Here is a 15,960-nt window from a genome sequence, read left to right as displayed (position 1 = left end):
ATCAGGGGGCGAGGATATTTCCTTGCTCCCTTTGTATGTAAAATGTTGAATAAAATGGTATATCTTTATGAAATCTTCAAAACTGTACAGTACCCTTTTCCTATCAAAATCAAGAAAGGAAATGAACACTATGGATTTCATATTGAAAACAACAAATCTTAGTAGGAATTTTGGGAAACATTCTGCTGTAACGGATGTATCAATCCATGTACGGGAAAAAAGCGTTTACGGACTATTAGGTCCGAACGGGGCAGGAAAATCTACAATCCTAAAGATGGTAACAGGTATGCTCCGTCCAACATCTGGCACGATTGAATTTGCCAGCCATGCATGGAACAGACAGGACTTAAAGCATATTGGGGCTTTGATAGAAAATCCCCCGTTATATGAAAATCTGACGGCATTTGAAAATTTAAAAGTAAGGACTATTTTGTTAGGCTTACCAGAGCAGCGAATAAATGATGTATTAAAAATTGTGGATTTGCAAAATACAGGAAAGAAAAAAGCAGGACAATTCTCAATGGGGATGAAACAGCGGTTGGGGATTGCAATAGCATTGCTGAATCATCCGTCTTTGTTAATTCTGGATGAGCCGACAAACGGATTAGACCCGATTGGTATCGGAGAATTGCGAAACTTAATCCGCTCATTTCCACAGCAAGGGATAACAGTTATATTGTCAAGTCATATTCTTTCAGAGGTACAGCTTATTGCAGATGACATAGGCATTATTGCAAACGGTACGCTTGGATATGAGGGCGAAATGCAGCATAGTGGAAATCTTGAGGAACTGTTTCTCAAAGTCGTTGAAGAAAGCAGGAGGTAACAGGATGAAAAAATATATACGCTCAGAATGGATGAAACACAGACGGACTTTTGTAATGAAAATTCTTATCCTTGCCCCTGTTATTACGCTGCTTATGAATGTGTTTGCACCAATGTGGTATCAGCAAAATTCATTTAACTGGTGGTATATTTTGCTTTTCCCAGGCTGCCTTACTTTGCTTTGTACAATATGCGAGCAGCGGGACGGGGGAAAGATGAAATACAGAAGCCTTATTCCTCTTTCCATAAAGCTTGAAAATGTCTGGATTGCAAAAGCGACTGTTATATTGCTTTTTGACATTGCAGCAAACTTAGTATTCTTAAGTTTGAATATGCTTGGCGGCGTGGCAGTTTTCCTTATTTACGAAATTCCAATCAGTATATCGCTGATTCAGGCTACAGCGGGCATCTTTTGTATTATTGTGGCATCTATGTGGGAAATACCAGTCTGCTTGTGGCTGTCGAAAAAGGTTGGTGCATTTGCAACAGTTGTGATAAATGCAGGAATAGGCTCATTCTTAGGGGTAGCACTGGCGAATACTAAGTTTTGGATTTTTTGCCCGTATAGTTGGATATCCCGTTTAATGGTTCCTGCAATTGGGATATTGCCAAACGGTGTACCTGTTTCTGAAGAAGCAGGTAATTTACCAGTGCCAGTTGCGATGATTGTTTTAGCATTACTGTTTTCCGTGATACTAAGTTTCACTTTGCTAAGGCTCAGTGCTAAAAGTTTTTCACAGCAGGAGGTAAAATAGTGAGAACAATATTAAGGTGTATAAGAGCGAATTGTCTTAAAACGAAGCGTTCTATACTGAGTGTTATTTATGTACTTGTCCCTTTTGTATTGGCTTTGGCATTTGCAGGCTATTTTCATATTTCAAATTGGGACAGGACACTTAAGATAAGTGCTTTTCTTGAAATGATGGGTATCATATATCCGTTTTTGATTGGAATCACCGTGGGAATCATTGCACAGCAGGAAAGTCGGGCAGGACAGTATCAATTTATATTGAGTGCTGTCCCGTCAAGGGTAAGCGTTTATATCGGGGAAATATGTTTCTTACTGATAAATTCCTTATTATTTTGTGTAGTTGCTGTTGCCTGTTTTTCACTCCTTTTTCCGTTTGCTTCCATAAATGGCTGCATTCAGATTATAGGGCTTCTGCTTTTAGGTACTGCCCCTATATATCTGATACATTTCCTGTGTGCTTTCATGTTTGGTAAAAGTGCTTCTATGGGGCTTGGAATAGCAGGAAGTTTATTGGCGGCAATTATGCTCACGGGTTTAGGGGATATATGTTGGCAATATATTCCGTGGGCGTGGAGCGTCCGCTTTATGGATTTCTGGTGTCTTTCTGTCACGGACAGGAATGCTTATTTGCAGAGTTGCAATTCATTTTACGGTGGGATTATAATAAATGTAATGGTGGTGCTTGTGTTGTTTGCTATCGGCATTATTTGGATTAAGTTATGGGACGGAGGAAAAGAAAATGATTAAGAAAATGCTGTTGGTATGTGTATGTCTGATAGCTTTAAGTGTCTGTTTCACGGGCTGCAATAACAATCAAATATTGGATACGGCTGATAAGAATAATACGCTGAATGACACTCTTCCAAAATATGAGCTGAATACTGCTGATTATACGGAGATAAGCTTTGACGGAAAGACATACGCCATTACAGAAAGAACAACAAAAGCCTCTGATTTAGGTGAAGAAATTGGGCAGGTTTCTCAAAACATCACAACGGTTGAAGGAGATAAATTGCGGTATGGATATGTTTATATGCTTGAGGGAACAACGGATATTGCAGTAAATATCAATGAAAAATATTTTATTGCAGAATTGACAGATAAATAAAGGAGGATTTAAATTGGCACGGTTGTTGGTAATTGACGATGAAAAAGCCATTCTTGACTTAGTTAAGAATGGCTTGGAAAAAGATGGTCATATTGTTGCTATATGTGGAAGTGCAACGGATGTTGCGGTAGACCGCTTGAAAGATTACGATTTGATTTTGTTAGATATTATGATGCCAGATGTTGATGGATTCATGTTTTGCAAAAAAATCCGAGGGCTTGTGGATTGTCCGATTCTGTTTCTTACTGCAAAGGTTTTGGAAACAGACATCATCTACGGGTTAGGATTAGGGGCTGATGATTATATTACAAAACCTTTCCGAATAGGAGAACTGAGAGCCCGTGTTTCTGCCCATCTGCGGCGGGAAAGGCGGGAGCATCATAACACTTTAGGATTTGAGCAGGAAATCAAGTTTGATTTGTCCTCAAAGGAACTATCTGTAAAAGGGGAAAAAATCAGCTTAACCAAAAGTGAATATGAGATTTGCGAGTATTTAGCCAGAAACAGCGGACAGGTATTCACAAGGGAACAGATTTATGAAGCGGTCTTTGGGTTTGACGGTGACAGTGATGATTTGACAATCGCAACACATATAAGAAATATCCGCAGTAAACTGGCGGGATACGGCATTGCTCCGATTAATACAGTCTGGGGGGTTGGATACAGATGGGAAAGGCAAAATTGATTTCATTGCAAAAAGTTTTCTGGAGATTTTTAATCATTTTGATATCAGGTCTGTTCCTGTCAGTGGCAATTCCCTTCCTGCTTCTTGCACTGGCTTCAAGTGCAGGGTATGTGACCTATGCCAATAATGCGGAACATTCCGTGCAAAAAATATCTCCAATCATTGCTGCAGCTCCAGATATTACAAAAGTTGCCATCCCATCCTATTGTGAATATTTAATACTTGATACAGATTACAACATCCTTTATACAAATATGGATGTAACAGAACAGAGCAATGCATTAAAATTTGCAAAAACTGGAGAAAACAGTGACCTCACAAGTAGGACGCAATATCAATTCATACCGAGGGAAGAAGAATATTGTGTATTAAAATATTATGTAGGCTCACAGTATAAAAGTGACTGGATGCAGAAATATTTACCCGCCCCCGAAACCCTGTTGTTGATGCTCATAGGAATCAACTGCATTGCCGTTTGCGTTTTTTTGACGCTGCGATATTCCAAAAAGCTGAAAGTACAGTTAGCACCGTTGACTATGGCTACAGAACAAATTCAGTATCAGAATCTTGACTTTGAAGTGGGAAGTTCCGAAATAAGCGAGTATAACGCAGTACTGTACTCCATTTCAAAAATGAAAGACAGTTTAAAATCATCTTTAGAGCAGCAATGGAAAATAGAACAATTACAAAGAGAACAGATTGCAGCACTTTCCCATGATTTGAAAACACCTTTGACAGTAATTCAAGGCAATATAGATTTAATAAGCGAAACAAAGCTTGATGATGAACAACAGTTGTATGCGAAGTATATTACAGAAAGTTCGGAACAGATGCAGTTGTATATTAGAACCTTAATTGATATATCCCAGACGGTTACGGGGTATCAGCTCCATTTAGAAGATATTGACCTAATTGAATATATGAAGCGGATTGAATCGCAGGCAAATTCATTGTGTATTACAAATGGGATATGTCTGCACATGGAAATAGAAACAAGTGAAAGATATTTCAAAGCAGATAAATTGTTGTTGGAACGGGCAATTATGAACGTCATTCACAATGCGTTAGACTATTCGCCACAAGGAGGAAACCTTTATGTAACGGCACAGAAAGCTGACGGATTTCTGAAAATATCTGTAACCGATGAGGGAGATGGCTTTACTCCCGAAACATTGTATCATGCAAAGGAACAGTTTTTTATGGGGAACAGAAGTCGAAATTCAAATCTGCATTTTGGTATGGGGCTTTATATTACAAGCACTATTGTCACTCAGCATAATGGACAGCTCATATTAGAAAATTCTTCTGAAACAAAAGGCGGACAAGTCACAATTAAAATTCCATATTAGAATTTCATGGGCGATGCAAATAGTATCGCTCATTATTTTTAATCTTTATGAAATCTTCAAAAATAGCCTGTACTATTTTGAAAGTGAAAGGATGAAATGAAATGTTGCCCACCAAACAAAAAAAACGATGTTTCGGTGAGCCGATTTGCCGTGCTTTGAACACTCTCCGACTTCGCTTTTTGGAGTTTGGAGAGATTTTTTATGTTCTTTTTTCGGGCGGTCATCCATCTGCTCATACAAAGTAAAGTTTATCAATACATAGCATATCGGGGAATGGCAGGAAGCCAGTTAAAAAAATCCCTGCTCTTGCAACGCTACTTCTCACCATGAAACCAGAAGTAGAATCTCCACTTAACAGAATATGTATCTCCTATAACCGTAGAGGTCACAGAACCTTTGCGGTTTTTCTTTTGTCGTTTTTTATCGGAATGTGCCGCAGGGCTGTATCTGGTATCCATTGCCGCTCCCCACCCTCTCCATCTGGATTTTAGCATTTTAAAAATTCAGATGGGAGGTACTTACGGTGAAATACGCACCAAGAAAAGTATATATCAAAGAAAGCGGCGGTTATGTGGAATTAACCTATAAGGATTTCTGCCGCCGCAGGCAAGCCGACCAGAGTTACATGGACAAGCTGTTTATCCCCGTGCAGGGCTGTCTGCTTGAAGTCGTTCGGGAACAGTACACGGATTTCTATCGGGATAAAGAACGGTGGCGTTATCTGCAAAAGCTGGATACGAACCACAGCCTGCTGTCATTGGAGGGATTTACAGACAGTGAGGGGAATGTGATTGACTTCATTATGGATGAAACAGTGGACATTGCGGAAACCGTTGTTCATGCGGTGACGGTGGACAGGCTGAAAGCCGCCTTGCCCTTATTGTCGGATGGTGAGCTGGCATTGATACAAGCCATCTTCTTTGAAGAACTTTCCGAGCGGGAAGTCGGATTGCGGTTAGGTATGACGCAGAGTGTTGTCAATAAACGCAAAGCCAAAATCCTTGCAAAGCTGAGGAAGATAATCGAAAACAAAATTTAAGGCGTTCAGCCCCCTTGTTTTTTCCTTTGGGAAAATGAGGGGGCTTTTGCCTGCCCTCTCAATCAATTCTGATTGGAGGAAATAAGGATGGCATACAACCACGGACGGGAGGACAGAAAATGGCGTATCTGGAAAGAAGCCGAGGAAAAAATTCTGCGTGAGTGCGGCGTTGATGAAGCAACCATTGAGCAAATCCGCACAGACGACAGGGCAGATTTTAATTCCAACAGGCGGTTTTACCGATGGGCGAGCGACTTCGGCGAATACCTTGAGGGCATGGCGGACAGGGAGAAGCAGGCGGAGGTAAGGTCTGTTTCTGATTTACTGGACGAGATTGAGAGCGAAACTCTGTACCTTGCCTTAATCACGGTGGACAGGCGCACATTACAAATCGTCCTGCTGAAAATGCAGGGCTATTCCACAAAGGAGATTGCCCCGCTTGTGCATTTAACGGCAGGGGCTATTTATGCGAGGTTAAACCATCTGCGGAAGAAGCTGCGGAAAATTTTATAAGTGTCTAATACATCCTGCTTTCCTATGGGCTATCGGGTGAGGGGCAATCCTCTCATTCAATTCTTTTCGGGAGGAAAGCAGGATGGCATATAGGGATAAGACATACACGCTTCGGGAGGAATCCAAGGAAAGCGGCAAAAGGTATTTTATCAGCTTTAAGGACGGGCAGAGGGTACACCACGAGATAGAAGTGTCCGAGAAACTCTTTCTTGAATTTCGGCAGATGGAAAGGAGGAACAGAAACCTTGAGCAATGGAATTAGCGGCACAGGGAATTTAATGAGGTATGGGACGAAACGCTTTACAGACGTGCATTGCGAGTGCCAAAGAGCCTTGATGAAAGAATGATTGAGAAAGAACGGAATGAACTGTTTTACAAAGCAGTTGCACGACTGCCAGAGATACAAAGGCGGCGTTTCTTGCTCTATTATGAGTATGATTTTAATTTTTACCAAATCAGTGAAATGGAGCATTGCACCGCTTCTGCAGTCCAGAAGTCCGTTTCGATTGCAAGGGAAAAGGTGAGGGCAGAAATGAAGAAATATCTCCAACCTTGATTATTACTGCCCGAAAAGAAATCCGCTTTTATAGGCGTGGGACTGGCGGCATTACATACTCTCACTTCTTTTCGTGGGAGTAAATCTATTTAAGGAGGTCAACGCCTATGTGCAACAAAACCAAAGACACCGCCCGAAAGGAGGAATCCCATGCAGAAGCTTCAGACAGTCAACGCCGACACTCTCCTTTATGAGCCGCTTGAGAAGCCGTCCTTTGTGGTGGATGGTCTGATACCCACGGGCTTAACCCTGTTCTGCGGCTCACAGAAAATCGGCAAGAGCTGGCTCATGTTAAAGCTATGCCTCTGCGTGTCGCAGGGAATCCCCTTGTGGGATATGCCCACACAGGAGGGCGATGTGCTTTACCTCTGCCTTGAGGACACGTTCTGCCGCATCCAAGACAGGCTGTTCCGCTTGACGGACGAAGCGAGCGGGCGGCTTCACTTTGCAGTGGCGAGCGATAAGCTGTCAGACGGTCTTATCGTGCAGTTGGAGGACTATTTAAAAGAATACCCCGACAGCAGGCTCATTGTGATTGACACCTTGCAGAAAGTCCGAACCGCATCCAAAGACAACGCCTATGCAAGCGATTACGGGGACATCTCCCTTATCAAAGACTTTGCCGACAGGCATTCATTGGCGGTTATTGTCGTACACCACATCCGAAAGCAGAACGACAGCGACGTGTTCAACAAAGTTTCTGGCACGACGGGATTGACGGGGAGTGCGGACGCAACCTTCGTCCTGGAACAGGAAAGCCGTGCGTCCAATGCTGCAAAGCTGTATGTGACGGGCAGGGACACGCCCTATCAGGAGTTCACGCTCCGCTTCCGTGATTGCAGTTGGGAACTGGTGGAGCGGAAAGAGCAGGAACAGCTTGCCAAAGAAGCGATACCAGACATTCTTTTTCGGATTGTAAATTTCATGCAGGACAAAGGGGAATGGACTGGCACAGCCACGGAGTTACTGGACGCTCTGGGGGAAACGGAAACAGCGGCGAATGTCTTGACAAAGTGGATGAACGAGTACCGCCTTGGCTTCCTGCTTGAAAACCATATCCGTTATGATTTCAGCCGCAGGAGCAGCGGGCGGATGATTTCCCTTGCCGTTGCCACCGACATTTAAACCTATGTGACATCGGCGGCTCTGCCCCATGCGTGACGGTCATGACGATGATGACGGTGATTTTGGGATACCCCCTGCCATCGTCACCGTGATAGCGGATGTATGTAAAATCGGCAGTTATGCCCTGCGGGTGACAGCGGTGACGGTGGTGACAGTGATTTAGGGATACCCCGCCGCAGTCATCCCTACGGGAGAACACCCCGTAAACGCAAAATGCAGGCGTGGGCTTACCCGCCCTTTTCGGCTCGTAAAGCCACCCCTGCGGTCAGAAAAATCCTCCGATTTTTCCGACTGCGTTTACAGGGTGTAACACACTACACTTTGCTTTGCAAAGAGCCGTGTGCCAGACGTTCCCTCTGGACTCCCTTATGGCAGGGCTTCGCCCTGCTTATCCTCGATTTGTCGGTCACGCTCATTGACAGTAATTGCTTCTACGTCTGAGATATTGTAAGAAAACTGATAATACAAGCTACACCACGCTACTTCGTTTTCGTTTGTAGTCTTTTGTGGAAGGTATTCTTCATAATAGGGGCTAAGAGATTGTCCAGCGTAATCACTTTGAATTGCCTTTCCGTTTTCCATGCAAGACAGAAATACCGTCAGCTTCACAAAAGAAAGTTCTTCATCAGTTAAAGCAACTTTAAAATCATTCCAGCCGCTATCTTCATGAATCCTTTCCATTCTTTCGGGATTTTCATTTGTCCATTCCAATAAGGCATTGTTAAAATCCATGAGCGACAGATTTTTATAGTCAGGCGTTTTCAAGGCAAACAAAGTAAGATAATCTTCTTCTGTTCCGTTTGGGTATCTGCGCTGTTCCACATTATCATCAAAATACACATTCGCAGGAGTATCATTTTCGGCGGATAAGGGAAAATATGTGTAATCAATAGAAACGCTGATTTTTTCAGTTTGTATTTGATTAGTAAGGTCGTCTATATCCTTTTGAAGAGCGTCCATCATGGAGTTTTTATTTACAAACTGCAATTCGTCTTTTGTTTTAGCTTTAAATATATTCTGCATACCGTTTATCACACTCAAACGCGCTGCGGTGTATTCTCCAACCGTGAGTGTGTCAGCGTCCAAAATATTCAAAGTGAAAGTATATTCTACTACAGCGTTATCTTTCGGATACGGAAATTCAGAAATTACGCTGCCGCTATAATTTCTTGATTGCCACTTTTCCGCAGTAAGCGGTTCCAACACATAGTATAGAAAACAGGCTGTTTCGTTGGTATCCCTCAACCCATACAGGACTTCACTCTTTGAAACACGTTCCAACAAATCGCTGTACTCCTCCGTGTCTGTTAGTTCCCAAACACGATTTTGATAATCTGAAACAGTCATATCCTCATAGCCATCTAATTGCAGAGTCAACAATTTTTCGTATTCTTCCTTACTAAAGGAATTGTCCGGCATTTCCCCCGGTTCGGAAGTAGCAATAGGGGAATTGGCGATTGATATGTTGCTTTGTTCTGGCGAATTACTTCGCTCGGCACACCCTGTAAACACACTCATGGTTAAAAGGGTGGCAAGAATAATTGGTAAATATTTCTTCATAGTAAAAGCTCCTTTCTGTTACCTTTTCCGGGTACAGTTAAAGAATACCTTTCTAACTTGAATTGATTTTGAATTGAATATGTTTTTTATGTGGAGATAGAAAAAGCGGCAAGCTAACTGCTCGCCGCCTTTGAAATATAAGTGCTAAAACTGTACGGAAACGATAACACCTTGAATCGTATTTGCAATTTCAATTTTCGCACCATGCAAATCAAGAATCGTTTTTACAATATACAATCCTAAACCTGTGCCGCCTGTTTGCCTGTTTCTTGACTGGTCTACCCTATAAAATGGTTCAAACAGTTTGGGAATAGCTTCGTCGGGGATATGTGCGCCTGTATTCTCAATCGTAAGGGTGGTTGTTTCTGTTTCGTTCCATAACTTTATCAATACTTGATTTCCGGCTCCCGAATACGCCGCCGCATTTCCTAAAAGATTATCCAGTGCTTTTTGAAGTAGCTGCATATCGCCTAAAATACAAACCTCCGGGTATATGGATTGTTCAACCGTCAAACCCTTTTTAGGGATTGGCAAATGTATATTGCTGCAAATTGGAATGTAATTGTAGCAGAATTGGAAAAGCACTCATTCTCCAATACAAAGTTACCCAGACAATTATACAAATATTGCCCTTATCAAATCTACTATGCTGTGATAAGCAGCTTCTTGATTTCCGGCTTCATAGCGATACCTCCCTGTCCTTGTTCTTGACCTTTGCCCGTTCCGCGTTCTTGCCCTGTGCGGCTTCTTTGAGGGTAGAGAGCAGCTTTCGGATTGAGGGCTTTTTCTCCTGTGTCAGCTTTTTTGCGGAAAATTCCTTAAAGGCTGCGGTCAGCACGTCCGCGTCCCGCCCCTTGAAGAAAACCAGATAGCGGGGCGGGCTTTCCGTCGCGTCCTTTTTCAGCGCAAAGTCGATACCGTACTTTTTCGCCGTACTCTCAAAGGCTTTGATATTGCCCTCGGTAGGGAAAGCTCCTTGTTGCGTAGGTGGTGGTTGCTCATTACGGTATAGCCCTTGTTTCGTTCCACTCTGAAAACTGCCATAGTTCATAGCTCCTTTGCTTTGGATTTGTTACGCAGTAGAAGCGCGGTTTCGGGGGATAAGGTATAAATCCCTTTCCGCGCCAGATACGCGCCCGGAAAACCGCTTGTAGCAAGGCTTTTTCTGCCCCTACTGCGTAACAAAGGGCATGAAAAAAGCGGCGTTCCTGTTCTCCCATGTAGAGAGTAAGAAACGCCGCTTCTGCGTCGTATTCAGTTTTTAGTACAATACCCTGCTTGTCCGTCGCTCGAAAAACCTTGATTTTCCAGTGTTTTCAAAAGTATCGTTATCTAACGTCAGCTTTTGAACGGCCCGCCGTGCAGGAACTTCTGGACAAGGTACGCGAGGGCGCGGTCAACTGCATCATCGTCAAGGACTTTACCCGTTTTGGGCGCAACAGCATTGAGGTCGGATATTTTATGGAGCGCGTCTTTCCGCTGTATGGGGTACGGTTTATTTCCCTGAATGACGGCTTTGACAGCGATATGCTACATGGCGACACGGGCGGTATCAATGTGGCGTTTCAGTACCTGATCAGCGAATTTTACAGCCGTGACCTCTCCATCAAGTACAAAACCGCCAAGTATGTGAAATTCCGGCGGGGAGAATACCAGAGCGTATTATGTCCCTACGGCTACCAGAAAGGCGCGGACGGGCGCATGGAGCCGGATGAGGAAACAGCCCCCAATGTCCGGCTTATCTTTGAACTGGCAGGGCGCGGCTGTACTTCCAGCGAAATCATTCAGGAACTGTACGAGCGCAAAATCCCCACACCAGGCGAATACAAAGCATCCAAGGGAAGAACGATTCACGATGTTTCCAGAACCCATCAGATTTGGCAGAGATCGACCATTCGGAACATCTTGCTGGATGAACGCTACATTGGCACTTATGTCATGGGCAGGAAACAGGTGGTCGAGGTGGGGAGCAGCCGGGTACGGAACCGTGATGAAAGCGAATGGTTCAGGATTCCCGACCACCATCCGGCTATTATCAGCAAAGAGCTGTTCCAGCGGGTGCAGGAATTAAAGCCGAAAAAACGCTGCATAAAGAAAAACGTCCATCTGTACCCCCTGCGCGGCAAGGTCTTTTGCGGCTGCTGCGGACACGCAATGCCGCGCAATCCAAGTAAAAGCCATTTCTTTGTCTGCAAGCATACAGAGGTGGATCAGTCTGCTGCCTGCCACGGCCTGCGGATTGCTGAAAAGGACTTGGAAGCAATCCTCTATGAGATTATTTCCAGGCAGGCGCAGGTGATTTTGAACGTGGAGAACCTTTCAAATGCCAGCCTGCTGGATACTAAGATTGCAACGCATACGGAATACAGCCAGCGCGTAGAAAGCTGTCTTGACCGGAAACGGGTGCTATATGAGCAGGTTTTACTAAAAGAGATTACCCTGGAGGACTACAAGGCACAGAAAGCCGATGTGGATGCGGAACTGGAACGGCTGCGGCAAGTCCAGGGCACACTCTCCGCTGAAATCGCCCAAGCGAAAATGGACGTAAAAACAAAAAACGCCAGACTGGAACTGGCGCAGGAAATTTCAGCCGCCAGCGGATTAAATACCGCCATGGCTGACGCACTGATTGAACGTGTGGATATTCACCCCGGAAATCAGGTTGATATTGTCTGGAAAATGAAAGACTTCTGTACAGAGGGAATGTGATGGGGCGCAAAAATCGGCCTTAAAAACTCTGGAATTTCTTAAAAAACTTTTTGTCTTGTGCTTGACATACGGGTGGCGTAGGGTATGGGGCGTTGTCACTTTCGGTAAGGCTTCCTCATGGCTTTTGTTGTACTTCTTCACAAGCCCCCGGAACATGGTTTCATAGTTGACTGCTACTTTCGGCAGCCCGTTCCGATTAAGGAATAAAAATCTGCTGTAACCGCCGACAATAAAATCGTCTGCCCGCCCTCTGTCATCCAGCACACGCTTGAACGCTTCATAGACTTTGGTACTCATTGGAATTTGTCTGATACCGCTTTTTGTCTTTGGCGTTTCAACATGGTACCCAACTCCCGATACTTTCAAAAGCTGGTGGTCTACGTTGATTAGCTTATGCTCAAAGTCAATATCGCTTTCAGTCAGTCCGCAGAGTTCAGAAATGCGAAGCCCTGTTCCTAACAGTATGATAATCTCGTCGTAATACTTCTGATAGACCTTATCACTCTGCACAAAGGACAGGAAAGACGCTTCCTGTGTTGGGGATAGAGGTACCTTTGGTTCGGTGTTATCTTCTAAAACGGTGTTCAACTGGAAGTCAAAGGGATTTTTCCTAATGCAATCGTCCTGTATGGCTGTGTAAAAGGCAGCTTTCAGAGAACGCTTGTGATTGTTGATTGTCTTGAATGAATAGCCCTTATCTTTCATGCGTAAAGCCCATTCTTTCGCGTCGGACAGCTTCACGCTCTTAATGCTGCAAGCTCCAAGATTATTTTCTTCCAAAATCCTCATAAGCTGCTTGCGACCCTGTTTTGTGCCATGCCGTACATTTGCCCGGTGCCTTATCTGCTTTGCGTAGAGTTGGCAGACAGTCATTTTCTTTCCTAACGTGTCAATCCCGTCGTCAAGGTCTTTCTGTATCTCTTTTTCCTTTTCCCGAAGCGAAATATCTTCACATTTTCCCGCCGGGGTCTTGTCGGTAGGTACTAACTTCCAAGCGTAAACAAATTGCGGGTTCCCAAAGGTATCTATATATTTGTAAGCATATCTTCCGTCTTTTCTCTGGCTCTCTCCTGTGCGTAAAATACGGTTCCTGTTATCTCGTCTTTTCGACCACATTGTTCGTCATGCTCCTTTCCATGACGGAAAGAGCCTTGATATGCCTGTATCTATTATACCACATTCAAGGCTCGATTTCACTATATAACTTCCAAAGTATCAATGAATTTTTCAAACTGTTTTCGTTTGATTTGAATACGGTTGCCGTTCATAATCACCCACCCGGCAGCCGGGTTTTCTTCCGCTAATTTACGCAACTTGTTTTCCCCGATACGGAAATATTTTGACGCTTCCTCAATGGTAAGCGTGTACTTTTCCCAAATAGGCACATCAGCATTGTTCATTCTATAAGTCCCCCTTTCAAACATGGGTAAAAGGTTAATAGTTATAAAAGGGCTGTAATCGGACGGTTAGCAGCGTAACCTCACGGGAATTTCACCCCTGCATGGTTCTCATGCAGCCCTACCCATTGCCTGCGACGCTAAACGAAACGCAGTTTCGTATAAACGCATCGGACTGTGGCTGTAAGGAAGTATCATTGTATATTCTGCGCGTCGTCGCCCGCAGAGCCGCAAACACATATATGTGTTTTACTTGCTCCCCGGCGCGGTGTTGGTCGCTCGGCTGTCCGGGCGGGGATAACCTCACCCGGATAGCGTCATGGCGTACCCGCCGTATGGCTCGGCGCAAAAGGAACGTATCCGATTTGCCCTATGCTGCGCCGCCGTTATCTTGCGCCGCTTTCTTTGGAACGCTTTTTCGACAGAAAAGAATTGGCGTGTATATGGGCAAGCCCCTGGTATCCGGTATCCGCCTCCAACACCGTTTCTGCCTTGACATGGGCATGAGAGTCCTTGAATAGTTGAAAATCATGCCTCTTTCCGTTAGAAAATGCCAGTGCAATGATTTCTCCGGTTTGAAGGCTGACAAGCATCTGTGTTTTCAGTGTGTGCCGCTTTTTCTTTCCGGAATAGTATCGCTTTTGCTTTTTTTGGTCGTTCAATGGGCGATTCCGTTGCGTCAACCAGAATCACCTCATACTCGGCATCACTTTTCAGCGGCGCTTTCCGTCCTGGCAGCGAAAACGTTCCATCCTTTATCAGCGTGTCTTCCACCCACTTGATTCCTCGGTAGATGTTGCTTTCCGCTATCCCATAACTGGCCGCTATATGGGCATAGATACGGTATTCCCGCAGATATTCCAGGGTGGCCAGCAGCAGATCCTCTATACTCAGCTTTGGCGTCCTCCCACGGCGCCGGTGCTTTTCCGCATATCCTTTTCGCAGAATTTCTACCATCTTGTCAAATGTTGCCCGCTTTACCCCGGTAATTCTCCGAAATTTTGTGTTTGAATATTCCGCTATCTTTTCGTATTTCATGCCTCTATTTTATCGCACTATTTTTATTTTCGCAAGAGGTGTAATGTATTTACAATCATTTTTTGTGCATCCGGATGCTGAGAAGTCTCAGGTTCTTCTACTGCATAAATTATATTTTTCTGCTCAAAAAGGCTTGACTCTGTTGTGGCACGGAAAAAACTGAACAGTACTAATCTACGAATTCCACTTCCGCGTTTATTAAGTGGGATGTCATTATCACCAGTTAATGAAAAGGAAAACGCCTTTTCCCACATAGGAGCTTTTTTGAATGTTGGAGTTAACATAGCCGCAAGATCGGCATCAAATTCACACATTTTTTCAATGGTATTAGATGCGACTTCAGAGACCTTCCGTTGTACTTCTTCTGCAATTCGTGCCAATTCTTCAGTCTGTTCTTCAATAGCAGTTTTTACTGCATGTTGCATCGGATCTTGCGCTTCTTGATCTTCATCAGTGCTGGGTCTATCTGCTTTGAAAAGACGATAGGTAGGTAAAAAAGGTTCGATCTTAGGCCAGAGCTTCTTTCATCTGCCTGGTCTGCATTAATAAGTTTTGTTTCAAATATAATTGAATTCCCCAATTGAATCCCCCAATGATGCCCACAATGCGCAACGCATCTCTGAATTAATTGTTAAATTAACTTGTTCTTCAAGTCCGGCAGAACGAATTTTTGTTTTTAACTCGTTATTTTTCTTTAGGAGCAAATCATTGAAACCTTTGTTTGATGGGTGCTTGGCACAAATCCAAATCGTCTGCTTTCCATTTGGTGGATACTTTTTCCAAATCTCCAAAGTTCCATTGTCGTTGAGAAGATATTCTCGTTCAAGAGATATTGTTACGTTTTCTATATCAATCCAATAAAATAACAGTGTATTGACATGAGGTGTAGAATGATATCAGAAGGTGATAGCAATGTTGCGTAACGAGGCGAGAAAACTACTGGTGCAGGCATACGAACAGACCCACGACGCGCAAGCAGTGGCAAAGTGTTTCCATGTGAGTACAAGCACAGTGTATCGTTTGAGCGGACAAATGAAGAAAACTGGCAGTGTAGATCTTCAAACCAGTCAGCGAGGAAGGAAGCCGGCACTGACAGAAAAAGATTTGCAGGATATTGACCAGCTGATCACAGCCCAGCCGGATATCACGATCGACGAGATCATCGAAAAACAGGGGCTGTCTGTCAGCAACGAAACGGTGCGAAAGGCCGTGATTGGGCTGGGTTATATTTACAAAAAGAAGTCCTTTTACACAGCAGAGCGGGAGCGTGTTCGATGTTGTGGCGGCGAGAGGGGCCTGGAGTGA

Annotated in this window: 20 protein-coding genes and 3 pseudogenes; 14 read left to right on the top strand and 9 right to left on the bottom strand. The window is 44.0% G+C overall.

Going from position 1 to position 15,960, the window contains the following annotated elements; genetic code table 11:
- Window positions 1-130: 130 nt before the first annotated feature.
- The 12 genes from VSQ30_RS01635 (at window position 131) to VSQ30_RS01585 (ending at window position 8,114) form a co-directional block, all read left to right on the top strand.
- Window positions 131-826 carry a lantibiotic protection ABC transporter ATP-binding protein gene (locus VSQ30_RS01635; RefSeq protein ID WP_202612523.1) on the top strand — a complete coding sequence of 232 codons (696 nt, stop codon included), beginning with the start codon at window positions 131-133 and terminating at the stop codon, window positions 824-826.
- Window positions 827-830: 4 nt separating this feature from the next.
- Complete coding sequence (locus tag VSQ30_RS01630) at window positions 831-1,580, top strand: lantibiotic immunity ABC transporter MutE/EpiE family permease subunit (RefSeq protein ID WP_161475176.1); 750 nt, start codon at window positions 831-833, stop codon at window positions 1,578-1,580.
- A complete protein-coding gene (locus VSQ30_RS01625; protein WP_161475177.1) occupies window positions 1,580-2,323 on the top strand; it encodes a lantibiotic immunity ABC transporter MutG family permease subunit in 744 nt (247 codons plus the stop codon). Before VSQ30_RS01630 ends, VSQ30_RS01625 begins: the two co-directional genes overlap by 1 nt.
- Window positions 2,316-2,684: a NisI/SpaI family lantibiotic immunity lipoprotein gene (locus VSQ30_RS01620; RefSeq protein WP_160255004.1), complete on the top strand. Its 369-nt coding sequence runs from the start codon at window positions 2,316-2,318 to the stop codon at window positions 2,682-2,684. Before VSQ30_RS01625 ends, VSQ30_RS01620 begins: the two co-directional genes overlap by 8 nt.
- Window positions 2,685-2,697: 13 nt before the next feature.
- Window positions 2,698-3,369, top strand: coding sequence for a response regulator transcription factor (locus VSQ30_RS01615; protein WP_161475178.1), 672 nt, complete (start codon window positions 2,698-2,700; stop codon window positions 3,367-3,369).
- Window positions 3,351-4,718, top strand: a complete 1,368-nt coding sequence (locus tag VSQ30_RS01610; protein ID WP_161475179.1) for a sensor histidine kinase — start codon at window positions 3,351-3,353, stop codon at window positions 4,716-4,718. Before VSQ30_RS01615 ends, VSQ30_RS01610 begins: the two co-directional genes overlap by 19 nt.
- A 523-nt stretch (window positions 4,719-5,241) precedes the next feature.
- Window positions 5,242-5,757, top strand: coding sequence for a sigma-70 family RNA polymerase sigma factor (locus VSQ30_RS01605; RefSeq protein WP_334461537.1), 516 nt, complete (start codon window positions 5,242-5,244; stop codon window positions 5,755-5,757).
- An 87-nt stretch (window positions 5,758-5,844) separates the two neighbouring features.
- On the top strand, window positions 5,845-6,270 hold the full coding sequence (locus VSQ30_RS01600) for an RNA polymerase sigma factor (protein WP_334461535.1): 426 nt from the start codon (window positions 5,845-5,847) through the stop codon (window positions 6,268-6,270).
- A gap of 82 nt (window positions 6,271-6,352) precedes the next feature.
- A complete protein-coding gene (locus VSQ30_RS20725; RefSeq protein ID WP_502876162.1) occupies window positions 6,353-6,532 on the top strand; it encodes a hypothetical protein in 180 nt (59 codons plus the stop codon).
- Between the two features lie 81 nt (window positions 6,533-6,613).
- Window positions 6,614-6,826: an RNA polymerase sigma factor gene (locus tag VSQ30_RS20720; RefSeq protein ID WP_502876161.1), complete on the top strand. Its 213-nt coding sequence runs from the start codon at window positions 6,614-6,616 to the stop codon at window positions 6,824-6,826.
- Window positions 6,827-6,976: 150 nt separating this feature from the next.
- Window positions 6,977-7,951 (top strand): AAA family ATPase, encoded by a 975-nt coding sequence (locus VSQ30_RS01590; protein WP_334461533.1) that lies wholly within the window; start codon window positions 6,977-6,979, stop codon window positions 7,949-7,951.
- Between the two features lie 28 nt (window positions 7,952-7,979).
- On the top strand, window positions 7,980-8,114 hold the full coding sequence (locus tag VSQ30_RS01585) for a hypothetical protein (RefSeq protein ID WP_334461531.1): 135 nt from the start codon (window positions 7,980-7,982) through the stop codon (window positions 8,112-8,114).
- Window positions 8,115-8,317: 203 nt separating this feature from the next.
- On the opposite strand, the gene VSQ30_RS01580 is transcribed toward VSQ30_RS01585, so the two are convergent.
- From VSQ30_RS01580 to VSQ30_RS01565, 4 genes and pseudogenes are all read right to left on the bottom strand, one after another.
- Window positions 8,318-9,511, bottom strand: coding sequence for a hypothetical protein (locus VSQ30_RS01580; protein WP_334461528.1), 1,194 nt, complete (start codon window positions 9,509-9,511; stop codon window positions 8,318-8,320).
- Window positions 9,512-9,655: 144 nt separating this feature from the next.
- Complete coding sequence (locus tag VSQ30_RS01575; protein WP_334461526.1) at window positions 9,656-10,045, bottom strand: sensor histidine kinase; 390 nt, start codon at window positions 10,043-10,045, stop codon at window positions 9,656-9,658.
- 145 nt (window positions 10,046-10,190) lie between these two features.
- Complete coding sequence (locus VSQ30_RS01570) at window positions 10,191-10,463, bottom strand: PcfB family protein (RefSeq protein WP_502876263.1); 273 nt, start codon at window positions 10,461-10,463, stop codon at window positions 10,191-10,193.
- Between the two features lie 11 nt (window positions 10,464-10,474).
- Window positions 10,475-10,555, bottom strand: a pseudogene (locus VSQ30_RS01565) (helix-turn-helix domain-containing protein); the annotation flags it as partial.
- Between the two features lie 315 nt (window positions 10,556-10,870).
- On the opposite strand from VSQ30_RS01565, the gene VSQ30_RS01560 reads away from it, so the two are divergent.
- Window positions 10,871-12,220, top strand: coding sequence for a recombinase family protein (locus VSQ30_RS01560; RefSeq protein ID WP_334461524.1), 1,350 nt, complete (start codon window positions 10,871-10,873; stop codon window positions 12,218-12,220).
- Here the strand turns inward: VSQ30_RS01560 and VSQ30_RS01555 are convergent.
- The 5 genes and pseudogenes from VSQ30_RS01555 to VSQ30_RS01535 all read right to left on the bottom strand — a co-directional run bounded on the left by VSQ30_RS01555 (window position 12,113) and on the right by VSQ30_RS01535 (window position 15,446).
- A complete protein-coding gene (locus VSQ30_RS01555; RefSeq protein ID WP_334461523.1) occupies window positions 12,113-13,336 on the bottom strand; it encodes a site-specific integrase in 1,224 nt (407 codons plus the stop codon). The two genes, VSQ30_RS01560 and VSQ30_RS01555, sit on opposite strands and share 108 nt — an antisense overlap.
- A gap of 80 nt (window positions 13,337-13,416) precedes the next feature.
- Window positions 13,417-13,620: an excisionase gene (locus VSQ30_RS01550; RefSeq protein WP_334461521.1), complete on the bottom strand. Its 204-nt coding sequence runs from the start codon at window positions 13,618-13,620 to the stop codon at window positions 13,417-13,419.
- 398 nt (window positions 13,621-14,018) lie between these two features.
- Window positions 14,019-14,655 (bottom strand): annotated as a pseudogene (locus VSQ30_RS01545) (transposase); the annotation flags it as partial.
- Between the two features lie 23 nt (window positions 14,656-14,678).
- Window positions 14,679-15,167 (bottom strand): annotated as a pseudogene (locus VSQ30_RS01540) (AAA family ATPase); the annotation flags it as partial.
- A gap of 45 nt (window positions 15,168-15,212) precedes the next feature.
- Window positions 15,213-15,446, bottom strand: a complete 234-nt coding sequence (locus VSQ30_RS01535; protein WP_334461519.1) for a hypothetical protein — start codon at window positions 15,444-15,446, stop codon at window positions 15,213-15,215.
- 121 nt (window positions 15,447-15,567) lie between these two features.
- Here VSQ30_RS01535 and VSQ30_RS01530 point away from each other — a divergent pair, with 121 nt between their 5' ends.
- Window positions 15,568-15,960 (top strand): helix-turn-helix domain-containing protein, encoded by a 393-nt coding sequence (locus VSQ30_RS01530; protein WP_334461518.1) that lies wholly within the window; start codon window positions 15,568-15,570, stop codon window positions 15,958-15,960.

Origin of the sequence: Acutalibacter sp. JLR.KK004 (assembly GCF_036941085.1) — a bacterium.
Classification (GTDB): Bacteria; Bacillota; Clostridia; order Oscillospirales; family Acutalibacteraceae; genus Acutalibacter.
Note: the sequence above shows the minus strand (reverse complement) of the source record. Positions and strands in the feature narration are given on the sequence as shown.